Genomic DNA, 17,316 nt, shown 5'->3' with positions numbered 1-17,316 from the left:
GACTTAAAATAGAGTGCTTAAATGTTCAGAAGCTTCTGTTTCAACACTTCGAAATCAGGGGCTATCAACTCAGCCACTTTCTCCCTGTTGACGATCTCAACAAGTCTCTCCGGGATTTCTACAGGTGCATCAATGATTGGCTCTACCACATCACCAAACTTTGCAGCATGAGCCGTTGAAAGGAAGATTCCCGCTACTGCTTCATCATCCAATTCATCCAAATACTCCTTTATCCCCATATAACCGATAGCTGAATGAGGACACATGATATAGTCTGCACGATCAAATACAGTATGGATTGTTTCTTTTGTCTGCTGATCGGTATAATGCTTACCCAAAATATCTGTAGTCTCTGCCTCAAAAGACTGATCGTACAGCTCTCGGATTCGAGGGAAGTTACTTGGGTTCCCCACATCCATCGCATTGGAAATTGTAGCCGTTGAAGGTCTTGGGCTAAATACACCTGTATTCAGGTAAGTTGGCACCACATCATTGACATTCGTAGCTGCCACAAAACGGATAACAGGCAATCCCATTCTTTTAGCAATCAACCCACCACACAAGTTACCGAAGTTACCACTAGGTACACAGAAAACCACCTTGTCTTTCCCTTGGCGCTTCAACTGAGCATAAGCATTGAAATAGTAGAAAGACTGAGGAATCAACCTACTTATATTGATAGAGTTGGCAGAGCTTAGTCTTAACTTTTGGCTCAATTCCTTATCTAGGAATGCCTCTTTAACCATTCTCTGGCAATCATCAAATGTTCCTTCTACCTCAAAGGCTTGTACGTTTTGACCAACCGTAGTCAGCTGCTGTTCCTGAATATGACTCACCTTACCGCTCGGATATAGAATGGTCACCTTAATACCCGGAACCCCCAAGAAACCTTGAGCAACAGCACTACCTGTATCTCCTGAGGTAGCTACAAGAATATGAAGCTCTTCATCCTCTGTCAGGAAATAAGACATTAGCCTTGACATAAAGCGGGCGCCAAAATCCTTAAAAGCTAAGGTCGGCCCATGAAACAGCTCAAGACTATAGATATTGTCATGCACATGACGTACAGGAGCCTCAAAATTGATGGCATCATCTACAATTTCTTTCAGCTTATCTTCAGGAATTTCATCTCCCAACAATGCTTTTGATACTTCAAAGGCAATTTCCTGAAAATTCAGTTCCTCTATATGATCAAAAAATGACTGTGGAAGCGTTCCGATATGCTCAGGCATATAGAGACCGTTGTCCTGTGGCAACCCTCTGAACACTGCCTCTTTCAGTGTCACTTCTGGTGCCTCTCTTTTAGTACTATAAAGTTTCATGGGGTTCAAAGTTTGAGTTCATTCAGTGTATCCTGTTTCCTTGACAACAAGCATTCCGGACACTAAGACTATAAAAGGCAAAAGTATTCGATGAAACCGATATACTTTTGCCCAATTTGTTTGAGAGTAGAAGGCATTGAACCTTGTACCTTGGATTATATTTACACTGTCAGCAACCTTGGTTACTTAACATCTAAAACCTCTTCTTGTTCCATCTCATTGACACGCTTGAAATAGGACGTTGCAGCCTTCATTACTTTTGGTGAAAGCAACAAAGCTGACACCATTGTCGGAATAGCCATCATGGCGTACATACCGTCCATCAAACTAATCACGGCTTTCATTGGGAACACCGCTCCACAAACGATCAAAGCAGCATACAGGTAGTTGTACAAACCTTTGTATTTTGCTCCTAACAGGAAGGATGTACACTTTGTCCCGTAATAAGAGAAGGTGAACAATGTGGTAATCGAAAAGATCAAAACACAAATCACCAAAATGGTATGTCCTAACATTGGTGCTGCTTGTGAAAAGGCTGCTGCTGTCAACGTTACGCCATCTGAATCACTCGTTTGCCAAACACCTGTGATCAGAATTGCCAAGGCCGTCATCGTACAAACAAGGATTGTATCAATCGCAGGGCCAAGCATTGCCACAAGCCCTTCACGAACTGGCTCTTTTGTCTTGGCAGCGCCATGTATCATTGGGGCTGTACCAATTCCTGCTTCATTTGAAAATGCTGCCCTTCTGGCTCCGGCAACAATGATAGCCCCCAAAGAACCTCCTAATATGGCATCACCAGTAAACGCATCTTCAAAGATCATCTCAAATGCGACAGGTACCTGACCGAAGTTTGAGAAGATGATATACAGTACAAAACCTGTATATAACACAATCATAAAAGGCACCAACTTACCTGCTACATTACTGATACGTTGAATGCCTCCGAATATAACCAATGACACTACCAGCATAATTACAGTACCAATAATCACGTCTGTCATCCATCTTTCAGGAGCTAACATTCCTGCTGGAGTCAGTACCACATCACGGATAACCTGTGTCAGTTGGTTTGCCTGAAACATTGGCGAAACACCAAACAAACCTACTACAGCAAAAAATACTGCCAGTGGTTTCCACTGCTTACCTAAGCCTTCGGTGATGACATACATCGGTCCTCCTTCAAGGTTGCCTTCAGTATCTTTTCCTCTATACATAACGGCAAGTGTACATGTAAAAAACTTGGTTGCACAGCCGAATAAAGCACTTACCCACATCCAGAATAACGCACCTGGTCCACCAGTAGCAATTGCCACCGCAACACCACTGATATTACCCATCCCTACAGTTGCTGCAATAGCACCTGACAAGGCTTGGTAATGGTCGATTTCTCCCGGATCGTCAGGATCATCGTATTTACCTCTAAGAATATTAATAGCGTGACCAAAATAGCGGAAAGGTAAAAAACGAGAATACATCATAAAAAATATTCCTCCACCCAATAACAATGTCAGCAAAGGCATCCCCCATGCATAGTTTCCAAAAGCCACACACCATGCTTCAATTTCTTTCATCATAAAATCCGATCGTTTTGATGTTTTGTTTTTATTAACCCGCTCTGAAAATGGCTACGGTTTGTATTATTCCGTTAAAGTTGTACCAAGCGTGTTATTTGACACTTTTTTGCGAATCCACAAAATACAATAAATTATAAGATTTTTAAAAATCAATCTCAATGATTGTGAATATAAAAAAAGCTGACTCATTTCTGAATCAGCTTTGCAAAAAACCATTAAACTCGACTACTGAAAGGTCTCTTCTAAAGTATTACCTATACGATCTAGATCCCTTTTGTCTTTGCCTCATTCCAATAAGCGTCCATTTCCTCCAGCGTCATTTGTCCAAACTCCTTCCCATCTTGCTGCACTCTTTCTTCCAGATAGTTGAAACGCCTGATAAACTTCTTGTTGGTTAGTTCCAGCGCCGTTTCAGGGTCAATATTTACAAATCGAGAATAGTTGATCAACGAGAACAGAAGATCCCCAAACTCCCCTGTTGCCTTATCCTGATCTATATTGTTGACGTCCTTATATTCATGCTGAAATTCAGCCATTTCCTCTTCTACCTTATCCCAAACCTGCTCTTTGTTGTCCCAATCAAAGCCCGCGCCTTTAGCCTTTTCCTGAATCCGCATTGCCTTAATCATGGCAGGCAACGATTTTGGTACACCTCCCAAAATTGTCTTTTTCTTATTTCCTTTTTCCTTGAGTTTGATGAGTTCCCAATTTCGCTTTACATCTTCTTCGTCCTGAACCTCCACATCTCCATATATGTGTGGGTGGCGTACAATCAGCTTTTCACAGATACCATTCAATACATCTGTGATGTTAAAATCATTGGTTTCAGAACCTATTTTAGCATAAAACACCAAGTGCAGCATCAGGTCACCAAGCTCTTTTCTGACTTCCTCCATGTCTTTTTCTATAATGGCATCAGAAAGCTCGTAAGTTTCTTCAATGGTCAGGTAACGTAAGGATTCCAGCGTTTGCTTGCGGTCCCAAGGACATTTCTCTCTCAGGTCATCCATAATATCCAGTAATCGCTTGAAGGCAAGCAGCCTAGGATCGTTCGTTTGGTCTTTCATCAGAATTGGATTTATTTTACATCTCGAACAAAACCCTATGGGACTTCCTAGGGCACGAGCAAAGATACGAAATCAAAAACTGAATGGAATACGAACAAATCGTTAACGCCCTAGCGAAATATATGCCTGTTGAAGCGGCTCCACTTGGTGCCAAGTGGATTCAGGACTACAAAGTACACTTTACCATCAAGCCCAAAAGAAAAACCATCAATGGAGACTACAGACCTCCTTATATGGGAAAAGGACACCGAATCAGTGTCAATGGCAGCCTAAACCCCTATAGCTTTCTGGTTACGTTTGTACATGAGTTTGCACATTTAGCTGTTTGGGAAAAATATCAAAACAAGGTACAACCTCATGGCAAGGAATGGAAGATGGCATTTGCACATTTGATGCAACCATTTCTCAATGTTGGCATTTTTCCGGATGATATCAGACAAGCCTTGGTCGCTTACCTGAAAAATCCGTTGGCTTCAAGCTGTGCTGACCCTGCCTTGTACAAAACTTTGAAGCGCTATGACAAGGACCAAGACCAAGTGGTTTTGCTCGAAGATTTGCCCGATGGAAGTTACTTTTCCCTTGAAGACGGAAGAATTTTCAAAAAAAATCACCTGCTCCGAAAGCATTTTAAGTGCACCGAAAAGGAAACAGAAAGAACATTCAGAATCAGCGGGTTAATTCAGGTAAAACCCCTTTAAAAGCGTCAAAAACGGCATTTTTATTAACAAGTGAATAGTGTTTTGCTAAGTTTTTTTTAGATCAACGTTTTGTTAAACAAAAAAAATTACCCACTTTTGCACCGCTCTAAAGGAAAATGGGGCACGAAAGTCAGACGGACTAACGCATTGGTGTTGTAGCTCAGTTGGTAGAGCATCGGACTGAAAATCCGTGTGTCGGTGGTTCGAATCCACTCAACACCACTTTTTGCTGACTTAAACGAAGTCAGTCACTTTAATAATATAAACTTGAACAGTGCATCTAAGTGCTGAAACCAATTTCGGTGTTGTAGCTCAGTTGGTAGAGCATCGGACTGAAAATCCGTGTGTCGGTGGTTCGAATCCACTCAACACCACTTTTTGCTGACTTAAACGTTAGTCAGTCACTTTAATAAAGCAAACTTTGACAGTGCATCTAAGTGCTGAAACCAATTTCGGTGTTGTAGCTCAGTTGGTAGAGCATCGGACTGAAAATCCGTGTGTCGGTGGTTCGAATCCACTCAACACCACTTTTTGCTGACTTAAACGTTAGTCAGTCACTTTAATAAAGCAAACTTTGACAGTGCATCTAAGTACTGAAACCAATTTCGGTGTTGTAGCTCAGTTGGTAGAGCATCGGACTGAAAATCCGTGTGTCGGTGGTTCGAATCCACTCAACACCACTTTTTGCTGACTTAAACGTTAGTCAGTCACTTTCACAGTACACTAAGTACTGAAACCAATTTCGGTGTTGTAGCTCAGTTGGTAGAGCATCGGACTGAAAATCCGTGTGTCGGTGGTTCGAATCCACTCAACACCACTTTTACTGACTTAAACGTTAGTCAGTCACTTTAACAATACAAACTTTTACAGTACACTAAGTGCTGAAACCAATTTCGGTGTTGTAGCTCAGTTGGTAGAGCATCGGACTGAAAATCCGTGTGTCGGTGGTTCGAATCCACTCAACACCACAAACAAAGCCTAAGAGTTTATCTTAGGCTTTTCTTTTTTTATAGCATTTCAGTTTTCAAATAACCACCTTCTGGCTTTTTCCTCATTCTCAAAAAAGCTAATGGCAGGCTCCTTTATTCCTTCGGCTTGTGTTTCCACAGATAGGTGAACAAAAAACTTCTGGCTATAGATATTCGCCGTCTTTCGAATCCCCACCTCCACAAGTGCATTCCTTACATAGGTTCTTCCCCACTCCTGTAACTCTATCGATAGCACAAAAGACAGATCTCTCAAATCCTCCAATGCAAACTCAGGCTTATAATTTCCCATCAGCGCCAACTGATTCTTGATTTCCTTACGATAGTCCTCATCGGACATTAAGGCGGTTGCAGGTTTATAAGTAGTAATGATCAAATTGTTTTCGGACTCAAAGTCAACCTGAGAAAAATCGCTTTCATAGATAGTTGTTCGTCGCATCATTAATGACATGAAAGTTGGACACCAAATAATTTACTTCACCATTTAGCTACTTTCAGCGTACATATTCAATTTTCATCTCACCATAACCTTACATACGAAACGATATCAGGATAAAAACACAAAAAGGTCTGCCTACTTCTAGCAGACAGACCTTTTTTATCTTGGAATTATGCCAAACAGCTTAACCGATCAGTTCTTCCGCCATTTGTACAAACTCATTCACTTCTACTTCAGTAGTGTCAAACGAAACCATCAGTCGGGCAGCATTGGTTTCCTCATTCCAAATATAGAAAGGGAAGCGCTCCTGAAGCGTTGACGTAATTTCTCTAGGCAATTCAACAAAAACACCATTTGCCTCAACAGGACACATCAATGCAACTCCATCCAGCTTGGAAAGCTTTTCTCCCAGCTTCTGTGCAAGCATATTGGCATGTCTCGCATTTTTGTACCACAGGTTATCTGAAAGGTAAGCCTCAAATTGAGCGCCTACATAACGCATTTTAGACAACAGCTGCATACCCTGCTTCCTGACAAATCGGTAATCTCTTGCTAACTCAGGATTCAAGAAGACGACAGCCTCTCCCATCATCATCCCGTTTTTAGTACCCCCAAACGACACTACATCTACACCTGTGTCTGTCAGCATTTCTTTAAAACTTACACCCAAGGAAACTGCTGCGTTGGCAATTCTGGCTCCGTCCACATGCAAATACAGTCCATTCTCATGTGCAAACTCAGCAAAAGCCTTGATCTCTTCCACTGTGTAGAGTGTACCAACTTCGGTTGCCTGTGTAATGGAGATTACCCTTGGTAGCGCCTGATGCTCTCCCCTGCCCCCAAGCAAAGGTCTAATCTGGTCAATATTCAGCTTGCCCATCTTTGAAGGTAAGTAAAGCAATTTACCGCCTATAAACTTTTCAGCAGCTGCACACTCATCGGTATTGATATGCGCCATCTCAGTACATACGACCGCCTCATAAGAACGACACATGGTCTGAAGTGCTGTCACATTCGCACCTGTCCCATTCATGACAAAAAACACTTCCGCATCAGGTGCACCAAAGATTTCCTTGATCATCCCGACTGCACGTCCAGTAAACTCATCAGCCCCATAAGAACCCTGATGCTCTGCCAAGTTGGCCTTTGCAATTGCCTCCATTATTTCAGGAGAGACGCCTGCATAATTATCACTTGCAAATCCTTTCATCATTTTAGCTATTTAGAGAGAATGCAAATGTTTCACCCATTCTCAGAAAAAGCAAAAAACATCTCCCCTTATTTCAAAGACAAGTGGTAAACACTTATTAAGACTATCAAGTTGCATGATTTTAAACATCGTACAGACAACGAAAGATTATTAGATTGAAGATATTATTTATCCATTTTTAATTAATACAGCCAACTATGAAAAAGCTACTACTTACTACTTTTGTCTGTCTGATGGCATTTTTTGTTTCAGAAGGGTATGCACAACTGGTCATTAAACCATTGGCAGGAATTAACACAACTTCTTTACGTGACCTAGATGGCAACGACTCCAACATTGGCTACCAATTTGGTGGTAATGTCATGTTCGGTCATCACCTTTACATTGAGCCTGGTGTACAATGGTTCAGGAGAGAAGGAGAGTTCCGAGACAATGGAACAGATTATAAGACAAAATTTAAAGGGATCAGAGTCCCTCTCAACTTTGGTCTGAGTTTGTTCGAACCTGATGCAGCACTCAATGTCAGAGGATTTGTTGGTGGCTCGGCATCCTTTATCACTGATTCAAATGGTACCCAAAACCAATTTGATTTTGATGATGTCTCTTGGGGTGTCGGAGTCGGTGCAGGTGTTGACTTCCTTATGTTCTTTTTAGACCTCAACTATGAGTGGGGCATCAATGATATTATCAAAGAAGACATCAAAGCAAAGCCAAACGCATTCTACGCTAATTTTGGAGTTAGAATTCCATTGTAGTATTCAACCAAATCGGTTTTTTATACCCCATACCTGAAAAGGATGGGGTATTTTTTTAATATCAGAACCGAGTAGAGACTCTTCTTTCTGATAACACAGACATTACTTCCTTCACCTGTTCATGCGCTTCGGTTCCTTTCTCTATAAGATTGTCTTCTACAAAAAACATATTCAGGTTTTCCAGTTTCAAAAGATCCTCAGGAACCATTTTCAATTCGTTTGAGGCTAAATTCAGTTCCTTCAACTTGGGTAAGTCCAATACAAATACAGGAAACTCGGTAAGCAGGTTATTCTGAAGGTGAAGCACCTTGAGCGCTTTCAGTGAACCATACGATGCTGGCACCTGCATCAAATGATTGTTGTGGGCGTATAACTCCTCCAGCTTAGTTAGTTTTGAGATTTCATTCGGCAAAGCCTGTAGCTTATTATAAGAAGTGTAGAGAATTTCAAGGTGCTCTAAGTTTCCAATGGCAGCACTAAGTTCAGTAAGCTGGTTATAGTACAGGTCAAGCCACTTTAGAGACTTGATCGTGTAAACCTCTTCGGGAACCGTAGTCAGGCTATTTTTATACAAAGTCAGGTTTTGCAACCGCTGAAGTTTCCCAATGGAAGAAGGCAGGTTTTCCAGTCGGTTATCAGTCAAAACCAATTTTTCCAGAAAAACCGCATCACCTATCTGTTCGGGTACATAGTTAAGTTGACATACAGCTGCCGAAAAACGTTTCAGCCTTCTAAGTTCTGCTACATCTTTTGGATGCAAAAACAGCGGGTTCTCATCAGCAGTCAAATCTTGTAAGGATTTTATTTTCCAGACTCCTTTCAAACTGCCAATCTTGTTCCCACTGATATCCAACTTTTTGATTGCTTTCAGTTTTTTCAGTTCAGCGGGAAAACGAGTCAGTTTATTCCTGCTCAAATCAAGTAGCTCAATAGAATCTGATTCTCCAGCTCTCAACCTTTTTACATTTTTACTCAGCTTATTTCTGAAAAGATAAACCTTCTTGAGATGCGGCATCTGAAATATGCATTCAGGAATCTTTTCAAACTCATTCTGCGACAGGTTGAGTACTTCAAGATTAGGTAAATAAGGTAGGTCAACTTCTGAAAGCTTGTTTCTACTCAGGTCAAGCCTTTTCAGGTTCTTAAACTCCTTGAGCCAAATCGGTAGCTGCTGATACCCTGCTCCTTTAAGACTCAACGCTATAATGGTATCCGTCCCAGAAGACAGTGCTATTTTTGCTAAACTGTCATACTCCAATCGTTGAATTGCATATTCAGCCTCCCTCTTACTATTGTCTCCCAACTTGACACCAGGCTTTTTAAGCATCTCTTTTGATGCCTCCATTCTCTTCAGGCGCTCCTCCTCTCTCCTGATATGAAATTCGGTATGTTCATTTATTTTAGATTTCAACTCCTTTCTTTGATCACTTTTCAGCAGTACGTAGTATCGTGGGTTACAAGCAGAGAGCAGTAATAATGATCCGATGAAAAAATAAAGGCTTTTCATAATAGTACATTACAGGGTTATAAAATTCTCCGTACAATATACCAACTAAGAAATTAGTTACAAAAACTTATACCTTAAAGAATTAATTGACCAGATGTGTTTACATCTTCAAAATGTTACTTTTGCTCTATATAAAGAGAGATATAAAATTATGACCAACTATTGGAACACATTTATCAATGGCTATACTGGTTATGCCAATTACCTCTGGCATGAAATCACACACCCAAGCTGGCACAATTACTTCTATTGGCTCATCGGTTTGTCTGTGTTTGTATTTGGGTTGGAGTTGATACGCCCTTGGCGGAAAAACCAACCCAAGTTTCGTAAAGACTTCTGGTTAGATGCATTCTACATGTTGTTCAATTTCTTCCTGTTCTCCCTTGTCATTTACAATGCAACATCAGATGTAGTTGTACAGTTTTTCAATGATTTTTTAGGGATTTTTGGAATCAAAAATCTGGTAGCCATAAACCTCCAATCACTACCTCTTTGGGCTGTCTGGCTGATTGGCTTCTTTATAAGGGACTTTATACAATGGTGGACGCACCGACTGCTACATACCGTACCGTGGCTTTGGGAGTTTCATAAGGTACATCACTCGGTCAAAGAAATGGGGTTTGCTGCACACCTGCGTTTTCACTGGATGGAGACTGTCGTTTATCGCACCATCGAATACATTCCACTTGCCATGATTGGCATCGGCTTATATGACTTCTTTGTAATTCATATTATCACCTTGGCTATAGGTCACTTAAACCATGCTAACATCTACTTGCCTATAGGTCCTCTGCAAAAGGTTCTCAATAGCCCACAGATGCATATTTGGCACCATGCTTACCACTTGCCAAAGAAGTATAAAAACGGGGTAAACTTCGGGCTAACCCTAAGCCTTTGGGACTACCTGTTTGGAACTGCCTATATCCCTTATGATGGACGAGACATTGAATTAGGCTTTGAAGGGGATGACCAATTCCCGAAAGACTTTATTGGGCAAAGCACACATGGAATATTAGCTAACGAAGATAAAGCACATAAATAAAAACATGAGTCACCATGAAATCAGATTTCAATGGTGACTCATGTCTTTTCAGCTTGCCTGTTTGGCAGCCTCAACTCCTTCTCTTATTCTGTGAAGCTGTACATAATGCCTAACAATATGGTTGATGATAAAACGCAATGCATCTCCGTATTTTAGTTTCATCCAGCTTCCCAAGGTTGTTGGAATCCTGTTTTTCCCAAAATCTAGATGGGATGAATCATTCAAAATTTCCACCAGCCTTTCCTGATCTCTTTGGTGCACTTCCAATACCTTTTTTGTCAGGTTACTTCCTGAAGGGTTCTTGTCACTAAATGTTTTCATTCTATTAGTTACTTTTCCTTCTTTGGGCAACATGGAATTGGCAAAATAATTTCCCAGCCAACCCGACTGGTAAACATCAGACTTTGTCTCTTCCCCACATTTAGTTTTCGCTTCAAACTTGTCCAGATAAAATTCCGCATAACGGTTAAGGTGCTCCACGCATTCTAGAATACTCCATGAATCAGGTGCAGCCTTCCAGTTCAGTTCTTCCTCAGAGAGGGTTTGAATTTCTCTTTCCATCCATTGTTGTTGGCTGATAATGGCAGTTGAGAGTTCTTTAATCAATTCTTGGGTATTAAACTTCATGGTAAATTGTATTTGAAAAGTGATCTAGAAAGTCTTCTTGTCTGCAACCTTGTCATACTCCTCATCAACAGGTTCCCAAAGCTCTACCTTATTCCCTTCCGGATCCATGATATGGGCAAACTTACCATATTCATAGCTTTGGATTTCACCTATTACCTGAACTCCTTCTTCTTTTAGAACAGCTATAAGTGCTTCCAAATTCTCTACCCTGAAATTGACCATAAAAGACTGCTCTGAAGGCGCAAAGTAATCTGTCTTTTCATCCATTGGGCTCCATGCCGTATAACCTTTTTCATTTGGATTCTCTGCTTTGCGCCATTCGAAACTGGTTCCATACTCATCCGTATTCAGCCCCAAATGTTTACTGTACCATGACTTTACTTCGGTAGGGTTAGTACATTTAAAGAAAATGCCGCCAATGCCTGTTACTCGCTTCATTTGTTGATAGTGGTTAAGTAGCATAAAAATTCATGTACAGGCAATTTACAATTTTGACTGAAAATCAGTCAAAAAAACCCAGTTATCTTTATGATTTTCAGCAACAAAAAAGCTTCACAGATCTTAGATATCCATGAAGCCTTTTAAGCAAGAACTGAATTGGAATAGAGATTTTTTATGCTAACCCTTTCACATATTATGATCTACTAAATGATGCTTTTATACTGTTCAACCCTTTCAGTGTTATGATATAATGAATACTGTAAAATCCGGATTACCATCCGGAGCTAATATGGTTTGTTTCCTTCGGATACAGCGTTTGCTGTAAGAGAGAAAATCCCAATGGGATTGAATCATTGTAGCCGTAGGCTTTTGCCTACGGCTACTATTATTGATCAGAAAAACTGCCTATTTCTTAATCGCAATTAACCTATCCCACCGTAAGCTGTTACTTACTCTATCAGCAAAGTCATTGGCAAAACTTTCCAAATCGCTGGGGTTATAGAATTCTGACTGAGCAGACCAAACCAACTGTTCAGTAGCTACATCATAAAGATTTGCCTCCATAAAATAGACCTTGTCCTGCGTATAATAGCCAGGTGAATAAGCATAAGGATACCTATATCCATAATAACCGCCAAAAGTCCCATAATACCCATACATACCCATTGGAGCATACCCTGCGGCACCAGGAACGTAACGTGTCTCATTCTTGGAATCGACCAATGCAACTGTCAGTATTGAATCAAAACCTGCAGCCCTTACCTTCTCCAATATCACGTTTTTATCTTGAGGCATATGTCCATCCAGCTTAGGAGGAAAAAGTTCAGCACTTGGTCCAGCTGCTCCTCCTTCCTTCTGAATTTGATAAGCAATCTCGTTCTCGACCCGCTGCCGAATACCCATGTTTTCGGTCAGGGCTGCCACAAAAACATTTTCATAAGCAGGTTCCTTAATCTTAGGGTTTTGCCAAGAGGTAGTCATTTTAGTTGGCGTACACCCAAGTAAAACCAATAGACAAATGATCAATATATTCAGGTAGGGTTTCATAGTATAGCATATTTGGTTGAATGTAGTCCTTTCAAAATAGTTATTATTCCATTCTTCAAATATGACCTTACTCATAAACAGGTTGTTATTGCATAAGCAACTCCCTGTACTTCAACAAACGATATTCATAGGGAGAAACAACTATTTCATCAGCTCGTAGCTGTTTATATTCAGCCAAACCTGCTATATGGATATTCGCTGCTGGGGAAGGAGACACCAATATCCCTGAAGGGACTTTGACCTTTGGAAAATGCCTAAGGAAATGTCGCTCCACAAATCGGCTAGTAAAGAGGATTTTTTCAATTTCCGAAGCAAGACACCTTTCAATAGCTTCCTTATTGATCTCGACAATCCTAAGGTTACTATCCGAGCAGTTTCCCTTTTTTCGTTCAATCTTGTGTGCAATATCTGTCAATGCTAATCCATGCTTTTCACAAAGAGACTTTTTCTCCTCTAAAGTGTTAGCTGGCATTTCAAATATATCCGAAAGCAATTTCCAGAAATGATTTTTTCCGCTTCCACTGTAAAACCAGTCACCATAATCTGTCCCATTGAAACAGGGAAAGCTTCCTAGAATCAGAGTTTTAGGAAAAGCAGGTAAAAAATAACCGAAAGGGTGGGTTTCGATGGACATATAATATCAATACTTATTTCAATGGAATTGTTTTTCTCCTCATACTTGGCAAATTCTTACACCTGCTTCCTATAACTCCATATCGCCAGACTATTGAATACAATCGCCAACATAATGGTATAAATAAACTCCCACTTTACATCTGCCAAACCACTTCCTTTCATCAGGACTTTTCTTGAGACCGAAATAAAGTGCGCCAACGGATTTGGGATGGTCAGCAGTTGCGCCCATTTCGGCATACTGTCTATGGGGGTGAAAAGACCGCACATCAGGATAAAGATCATCACAAAGAAAAAAGCGACAAAGATGGCTTGCTGCTGCGTATCGGCAAAGTTGGAGATCAGTAGTCCCAATCCCAAAACAGCAATCAGGTTAAAGATGGCATAGAAGAAAATCAACGGAATATTTCCCCTGATCGGGATATCGAAGATCAGCTTGGCAGCGGTCAATCCTACGGTCAACAGTACCAATCCTACACAGAGAAACGGAATCAGCTTACCTAGGATAAACTGCCATTTCTGAATAGGTGTCACATTGATCTGTTCAATGGTTCCGATTTCCCTTTCCCGCACCACGTTCATGGCAGACAGCACAATAGTCAGCAAGGCTGTGATTTCCGCCAGAATACCCGGTGCCATAAAGTGGTTATACTTGATTTCGGGATTGTACCAGTTTCGGGTGACAATATTAACCTGTGCCCCTCCAACCTGTCTCATTCTCACTGCCACCTCACGCATGATATCTTGATTGAAAGAACGGATCACATTGTTCAGGTAACCAGAACCTACTGTTGCCTGCTGTCCGTTGATAGCATTGACCAACATCTGCAATTCGGGTTGCTCTCCCCTGATATATTCCTTCTCAAAATTGGATGGTACTTCAAGGATGATATCCGCTTTATTTGCCTGTAATAATTCCATTCCCTGCTCCTGACTAAAAGGAGCATCTACGATGGTAAAGCGGTCATTGGCAGTTATTTTTCTTACCAGCAAGCGGGAAGTTTCAGACTGATCCATATCTACCAGCACAACCCTAACATCCTTTATCTCATTGGAAGCGGCATTGGAAAGCAGGATCAGCTGCACAATCGGCAGGATCGTCATCATTGGCAACAAAGCTTTGTTGCGGACAATCTGGATAAACTCCTTCTGTATCAGATAGCCTAAGATTCTCATACCTATTCCAGTCTTGTTTTAAAGTTTTTCCATGTAAGCATCAACAGGAACAAGGTCATCCCGATCAATACACAAACCTCCGTGATAATAAAATGCAAGCCCACTCCACGCAACATCACCCCTTTCAGTATTTCGATAAAATAAGTAGCAGGAATGATATGCCCCAGATAAAACAACAGCTTCGGCATACTTGTCAAGGGGAAGATAAAACCTGACAAGATCATGGAAGGCATCATCAAACCGATCAGCGAGCGCATCATGGCATCTTGCTGTGTCTTGGATACCGTAGAAATCAACGTTCCTAATGAGAGTGCCGTCACCACATACAGCAAGCAAATCAGCAACAGTAGAAAAAGGCTGCCGACTACCGGCACTTCAAAGACAAAATAACCGACAATCAGTACCAACACGGCATCCACGAATGAGAGGAATGCATACGGGGTTACTTTTCCCAAGATGATCAGCAATGGCGGCAAGGGAGACACCAATAGGATTTCCATCGTACCTAGTTCCTTTTCCCTAGCAATGGTCAGAGAAGTCAGCATGGCAGAGATAATCAACAGGATAATGGCAATCGTTCCGGGAACGAAGTTGTAGGCACTCACCAATTGTGGGTTGTACAGCATCCTTGAGGCGACATTGATCTGATAGGGATTGCTACCCAGATGCAGTTTGTCTTTCACAAAACTGTTAATCATGACCGTGGCATATTGGACCAAAGTATTGGCATTGTTCGGGTCAGAACCATCTGCCAATAATTGGATGGTCACATCCTTGCTCCCGTACAAATCCGATGAGAAGTCTTCAGGAATCACCATGACCAGTTTGGAAGTGCCTTCCTTAAAGCTATCCTCCAACTCCGCTTCCGAATGCAGCATCTTGTGCAAACTGAAGTTGCCAGAACTTTGCAAGTGGTAAATGAGTTCACGGCTTGCATCATCCTTGGCATGATCCAACACATCGATAGCGGCATCCTTGAACTCATTGGTCACCGCATAACCGAAGATCAGTACTTGCGCCAAGGGCATTCCGAAAAGGATCAACAGGGTACGCCTATCCCTCAGGATATGGTAGATTTCCTTCTTGACAAATGCCCAAAATATTTTAAGTATTGAGATACTTGACATAAGACTAGAGACTTTAGATCAGATCAACGAACCAGCTTCAGGAACACTTCATCCATGGAAGTTGCTTCAAACTGCTTTTTCAGGTTTTCAGGTGTATCCATTGCTTCGATTTTTCCTGCCACCATTATGGAAACCCTGTCACAATATTCGGCTTCATCCATATAGTGTGTGGTCACGAATACCGTTCTGCCCTGTTCTGCCACTTGATAGATGGTTTCCCAAAACTGCCTTCTGACTTGTGGGTCTACACCGCCCGTCGGTTCGTCCAAGAAAACGATGTCAGGCTCATGCACCATCGAGACAGCAAATGCCAGCCGTTGCTTCCAACCCAAAGGCAAGGAAGCGACCAACTTATTCTCCACTTCTCCAAGGTTTAGGTCATGCAGAATATGCTCAATCTTTTCTTTGATCTGTTTCTTATCCAACCCATAAATTCCTCCATAGAAACGGATATTTTCCCTGACGGTCAGGTCATCATACAAGCTGAACTTTTGTGACATATAACCGATTCGTTGCTTGATCTTCTCATAGGAATGTCCAATATCAAAACCTGCCACTTCACCGGTTCCTTCCGTTGGTTTGCTCAAGCCTGTCAGCATACGGATAGCGGTGGTTTTTCCTGCGCCATTGGCACCTAGAAAACCAAAGATTTCCCCTCGTTTCACTTCGAAGGTGATCGCATCCACTGCCGTAAAATCTCCGAACCGCTTGGTCAGTCCTTCTACCTTGATTGCATATTCCACCATATCCTTACTCAGTTTCACTGCTTAGGGCAAGAAAAATATCCTCCACAGTAGGTTCAATTCGCTTTACTTCCGCTTTTTCAAATCCGTCAGCCTTCAAGTGATTTTCAATTTCTGATTCGGGCATATCTTCTTCCGTTGTCAGATGAAGAAATTCCCCGAATGGCAAAACGGTATCCGTAAAATCCTGCTGTCTCAAGAAGGTCAACAGCTTGTAAGTGTTTTCGGCTTTGACAGCATAAAGCGGTTTGGTAAACTCATTCATCAGTCCTTTCGGTGTATTGATGGTCAGGATTTTCCCCGACTGAATCAGCGCAATCCGATCACAAAGGCTTGCCTCATCCATATAAGGCGTACTGACTAGAATTGTGATACCTTTGGCTTTCAGCTGCTTCAGCATTTCCCAAAATTCCTTACGGCTTACAGCATCCACACCCGTTGTTGGTTCATCTAGAAACAACACTTCAGGTTTGTGAATCAGGGCACAGCAAAGCGCCAGCTTCTGCTTCATACCACCCGAAAGTTTACCCGCAGGTCGCTTCTTGAAAGGCTCAATCTGAACGTAGATATCCTTGATCAGCTCATAGTTCTCTTCGATAGTCGTTCCGAAAATGGTCGCAAAAAAGGATAGATTCTCCTCTACACTCAAATCCTGATAAAGGGAAAACTTTCCCGGCATATACCCCACCTTTTTCCTGATTTCCTTGTAGTCTTTTACCACATGATGTCCTGCCACATAAGCCTCACCCTCATCTGCCAACAGCAAGGTCGTCAGTATTCGGAACAGGGTAGATTTGCCTGCGCCATCAGGACCAATCAGTCCGAAAAGCTCTGCTTCCTTAACTTCAAAGCTGACCGATTCCAGCGCCTTTGTCTCGCCGTATTGCTTGCTGATATGTTCTACCGAAATGGCTGCCAT

Annotated in this window: 17 protein-coding genes and 6 tRNA genes; 9 read left to right on the top strand and 14 right to left on the bottom strand. The window is 41.7% G+C overall.

Annotated elements, in window-relative coordinates; translation table 11 throughout:
* Positions 1 to 17: 17 nt before the first annotated feature.
* From thrC to mazG, 3 genes are all read right to left on the bottom strand, one after another.
* A complete protein-coding gene (gene thrC / locus V6R21_RS10580) occupies positions 18 to 1,322 on the bottom strand; it encodes a threonine synthase (protein ID WP_334243496.1) in 1,305 nt (434 codons plus the stop codon).
* A gap of 182 nt (positions 1,323 to 1,504) precedes the next feature.
* Positions 1,505 to 2,896: an alanine/glycine:cation symporter family protein gene (locus V6R21_RS10575; protein WP_334244920.1), complete on the bottom strand. Its 1,392-nt coding sequence runs from the start codon at positions 2,894 to 2,896 to the stop codon at positions 1,505 to 1,507.
* Positions 2,897 to 3,162: 266 nt separating this feature from the next.
* On the bottom strand, positions 3,163 to 3,966 hold the full coding sequence (gene mazG / locus V6R21_RS10570; protein ID WP_334243495.1) for a nucleoside triphosphate pyrophosphohydrolase: 804 nt from the start codon (positions 3,964 to 3,966) through the stop codon (positions 3,163 to 3,165).
* A gap of 83 nt (positions 3,967 to 4,049) precedes the next feature.
* On the opposite strand from mazG, the gene V6R21_RS10565 reads away from it, so the two are divergent.
* From V6R21_RS10565 to V6R21_RS10535, 7 genes are all read left to right on the top strand, one after another.
* A complete protein-coding gene (locus tag V6R21_RS10565) occupies positions 4,050 to 4,664 on the top strand; it encodes a SprT-like domain-containing protein (RefSeq protein ID WP_334243494.1) in 615 nt (204 codons plus the stop codon).
* A 149-nt stretch (positions 4,665 to 4,813) separates the two neighbouring features.
* A tRNA-Phe gene (locus V6R21_RS10560) sits at positions 4,814 to 4,886 on the top strand.
* Between the two features lie 79 nt (positions 4,887 to 4,965).
* A tRNA-Phe gene (locus V6R21_RS10555) sits at positions 4,966 to 5,038 on the top strand.
* 80 nt (positions 5,039 to 5,118) lie between these two features.
* Positions 5,119 to 5,191: transfer RNA gene (locus V6R21_RS10550), tRNA-Phe, on the top strand.
* Positions 5,192 to 5,271: 80 nt separating this feature from the next.
* A tRNA-Phe gene (locus tag V6R21_RS10545) sits at positions 5,272 to 5,344 on the top strand.
* Positions 5,345 to 5,408: 64 nt separating this feature from the next.
* Positions 5,409 to 5,481: transfer RNA gene (locus tag V6R21_RS10540), tRNA-Phe, on the top strand.
* Positions 5,482 to 5,559: 78 nt separating this feature from the next.
* Positions 5,560 to 5,632, top strand: a tRNA-Phe gene (locus tag V6R21_RS10535).
* A gap of 49 nt (positions 5,633 to 5,681) precedes the next feature.
* Here the strand turns inward: V6R21_RS10535 and V6R21_RS10530 are convergent.
* Together V6R21_RS10530 and V6R21_RS10525 are read right to left on the bottom strand one after the other, a co-directional pair.
* Complete coding sequence (locus V6R21_RS10530; protein ID WP_334243491.1) at positions 5,682 to 6,092, bottom strand: hypothetical protein; 411 nt, start codon at positions 6,090 to 6,092, stop codon at positions 5,682 to 5,684.
* A gap of 181 nt (positions 6,093 to 6,273) precedes the next feature.
* Positions 6,274 to 7,302: a threonine aldolase family protein gene (locus V6R21_RS10525; RefSeq protein WP_334243489.1), complete on the bottom strand. Its 1,029-nt coding sequence runs from the start codon at positions 7,300 to 7,302 to the stop codon at positions 6,274 to 6,276.
* A gap of 194 nt (positions 7,303 to 7,496) precedes the next feature.
* Here V6R21_RS10525 and V6R21_RS10520 point away from each other — a divergent pair, with 194 nt between their 5' ends.
* Entirely contained in the window at positions 7,497 to 8,054 is a 558-nt protein-coding gene (locus V6R21_RS10520) for a porin family protein (RefSeq protein WP_334243487.1), read from the top strand.
* 61 nt (positions 8,055 to 8,115) lie between these two features.
* On the opposite strand, the gene V6R21_RS10515 is transcribed toward V6R21_RS10520, so the two are convergent.
* Positions 8,116 to 9,561, bottom strand: coding sequence for a leucine-rich repeat domain-containing protein (locus tag V6R21_RS10515; protein WP_334243486.1), 1,446 nt, complete (start codon positions 9,559 to 9,561; stop codon positions 8,116 to 8,118).
* Positions 9,562 to 9,712: 151 nt separating this feature from the next.
* On the opposite strand from V6R21_RS10515, the gene V6R21_RS10510 reads away from it, so the two are divergent.
* Complete coding sequence (locus V6R21_RS10510; RefSeq protein ID WP_334243484.1) at positions 9,713 to 10,603, top strand: sterol desaturase family protein; 891 nt, start codon at positions 9,713 to 9,715, stop codon at positions 10,601 to 10,603.
* Between the two features lie 48 nt (positions 10,604 to 10,651).
* Here V6R21_RS10510 and V6R21_RS10505 read toward each other — a convergent pair whose 3' ends face one another.
* The 8 genes from V6R21_RS10505 to V6R21_RS10470 form a co-directional block, all read right to left on the bottom strand.
* A complete protein-coding gene (locus V6R21_RS10505) occupies positions 10,652 to 11,230 on the bottom strand; it encodes a DinB family protein (protein WP_334243483.1) in 579 nt (192 codons plus the stop codon).
* A 24-nt stretch (positions 11,231 to 11,254) separates the two neighbouring features.
* Positions 11,255 to 11,668: a VOC family protein gene (locus V6R21_RS10500; RefSeq protein WP_334243481.1), complete on the bottom strand. Its 414-nt coding sequence runs from the start codon at positions 11,666 to 11,668 to the stop codon at positions 11,255 to 11,257.
* A 408-nt stretch (positions 11,669 to 12,076) separates the two neighbouring features.
* Positions 12,077 to 12,793, bottom strand: a complete 717-nt coding sequence (locus V6R21_RS10495) for a hypothetical protein (RefSeq protein WP_334243479.1) — start codon at positions 12,791 to 12,793, stop codon at positions 12,077 to 12,079.
* 10 nt (positions 12,794 to 12,803) lie between these two features.
* Positions 12,804 to 13,352, bottom strand: a complete 549-nt coding sequence (locus V6R21_RS10490) for a uracil-DNA glycosylase family protein (protein ID WP_334243476.1) — start codon at positions 13,350 to 13,352, stop codon at positions 12,804 to 12,806.
* A gap of 56 nt (positions 13,353 to 13,408) precedes the next feature.
* The gene (locus tag V6R21_RS10485; protein ID WP_334243475.1) at positions 13,409 to 14,527 is read right to left on the bottom strand and encodes an ABC transporter permease; all 1,119 of its coding nucleotides are present in this window, start codon (positions 14,525 to 14,527) and stop codon (positions 13,409 to 13,411) included.
* 2 nt (positions 14,528 to 14,529) lie between these two features.
* The gene (locus tag V6R21_RS10480; RefSeq protein WP_334243474.1) at positions 14,530 to 15,654 is read right to left on the bottom strand and encodes an ABC transporter permease; all 1,125 of its coding nucleotides are present in this window, start codon (positions 15,652 to 15,654) and stop codon (positions 14,530 to 14,532) included.
* 23 nt (positions 15,655 to 15,677) lie between these two features.
* Positions 15,678 to 16,418, bottom strand: a complete 741-nt coding sequence (locus V6R21_RS10475; RefSeq protein WP_334243472.1) for an ABC transporter ATP-binding protein — start codon at positions 16,416 to 16,418, stop codon at positions 15,678 to 15,680.
* Positions 16,405 to 17,316, bottom strand: coding sequence for an ABC transporter ATP-binding protein (locus V6R21_RS10470; protein ID WP_334243470.1), 912 nt, complete (start codon positions 17,314 to 17,316; stop codon positions 16,405 to 16,407). Before V6R21_RS10470 ends, V6R21_RS10475 begins: the two co-directional genes overlap by 14 nt.

Source organism: Limibacter armeniacum (genome assembly GCF_036880985.1).
Lineage (GTDB): Bacteria > Bacteroidota > Bacteroidia > Cytophagales > Flammeovirgaceae > Limibacter > Limibacter armeniacum.
The sequence above is the reverse complement of the archived record's forward strand: the minus strand, read 5'-3'. Positions and strand labels throughout refer to the sequence as shown.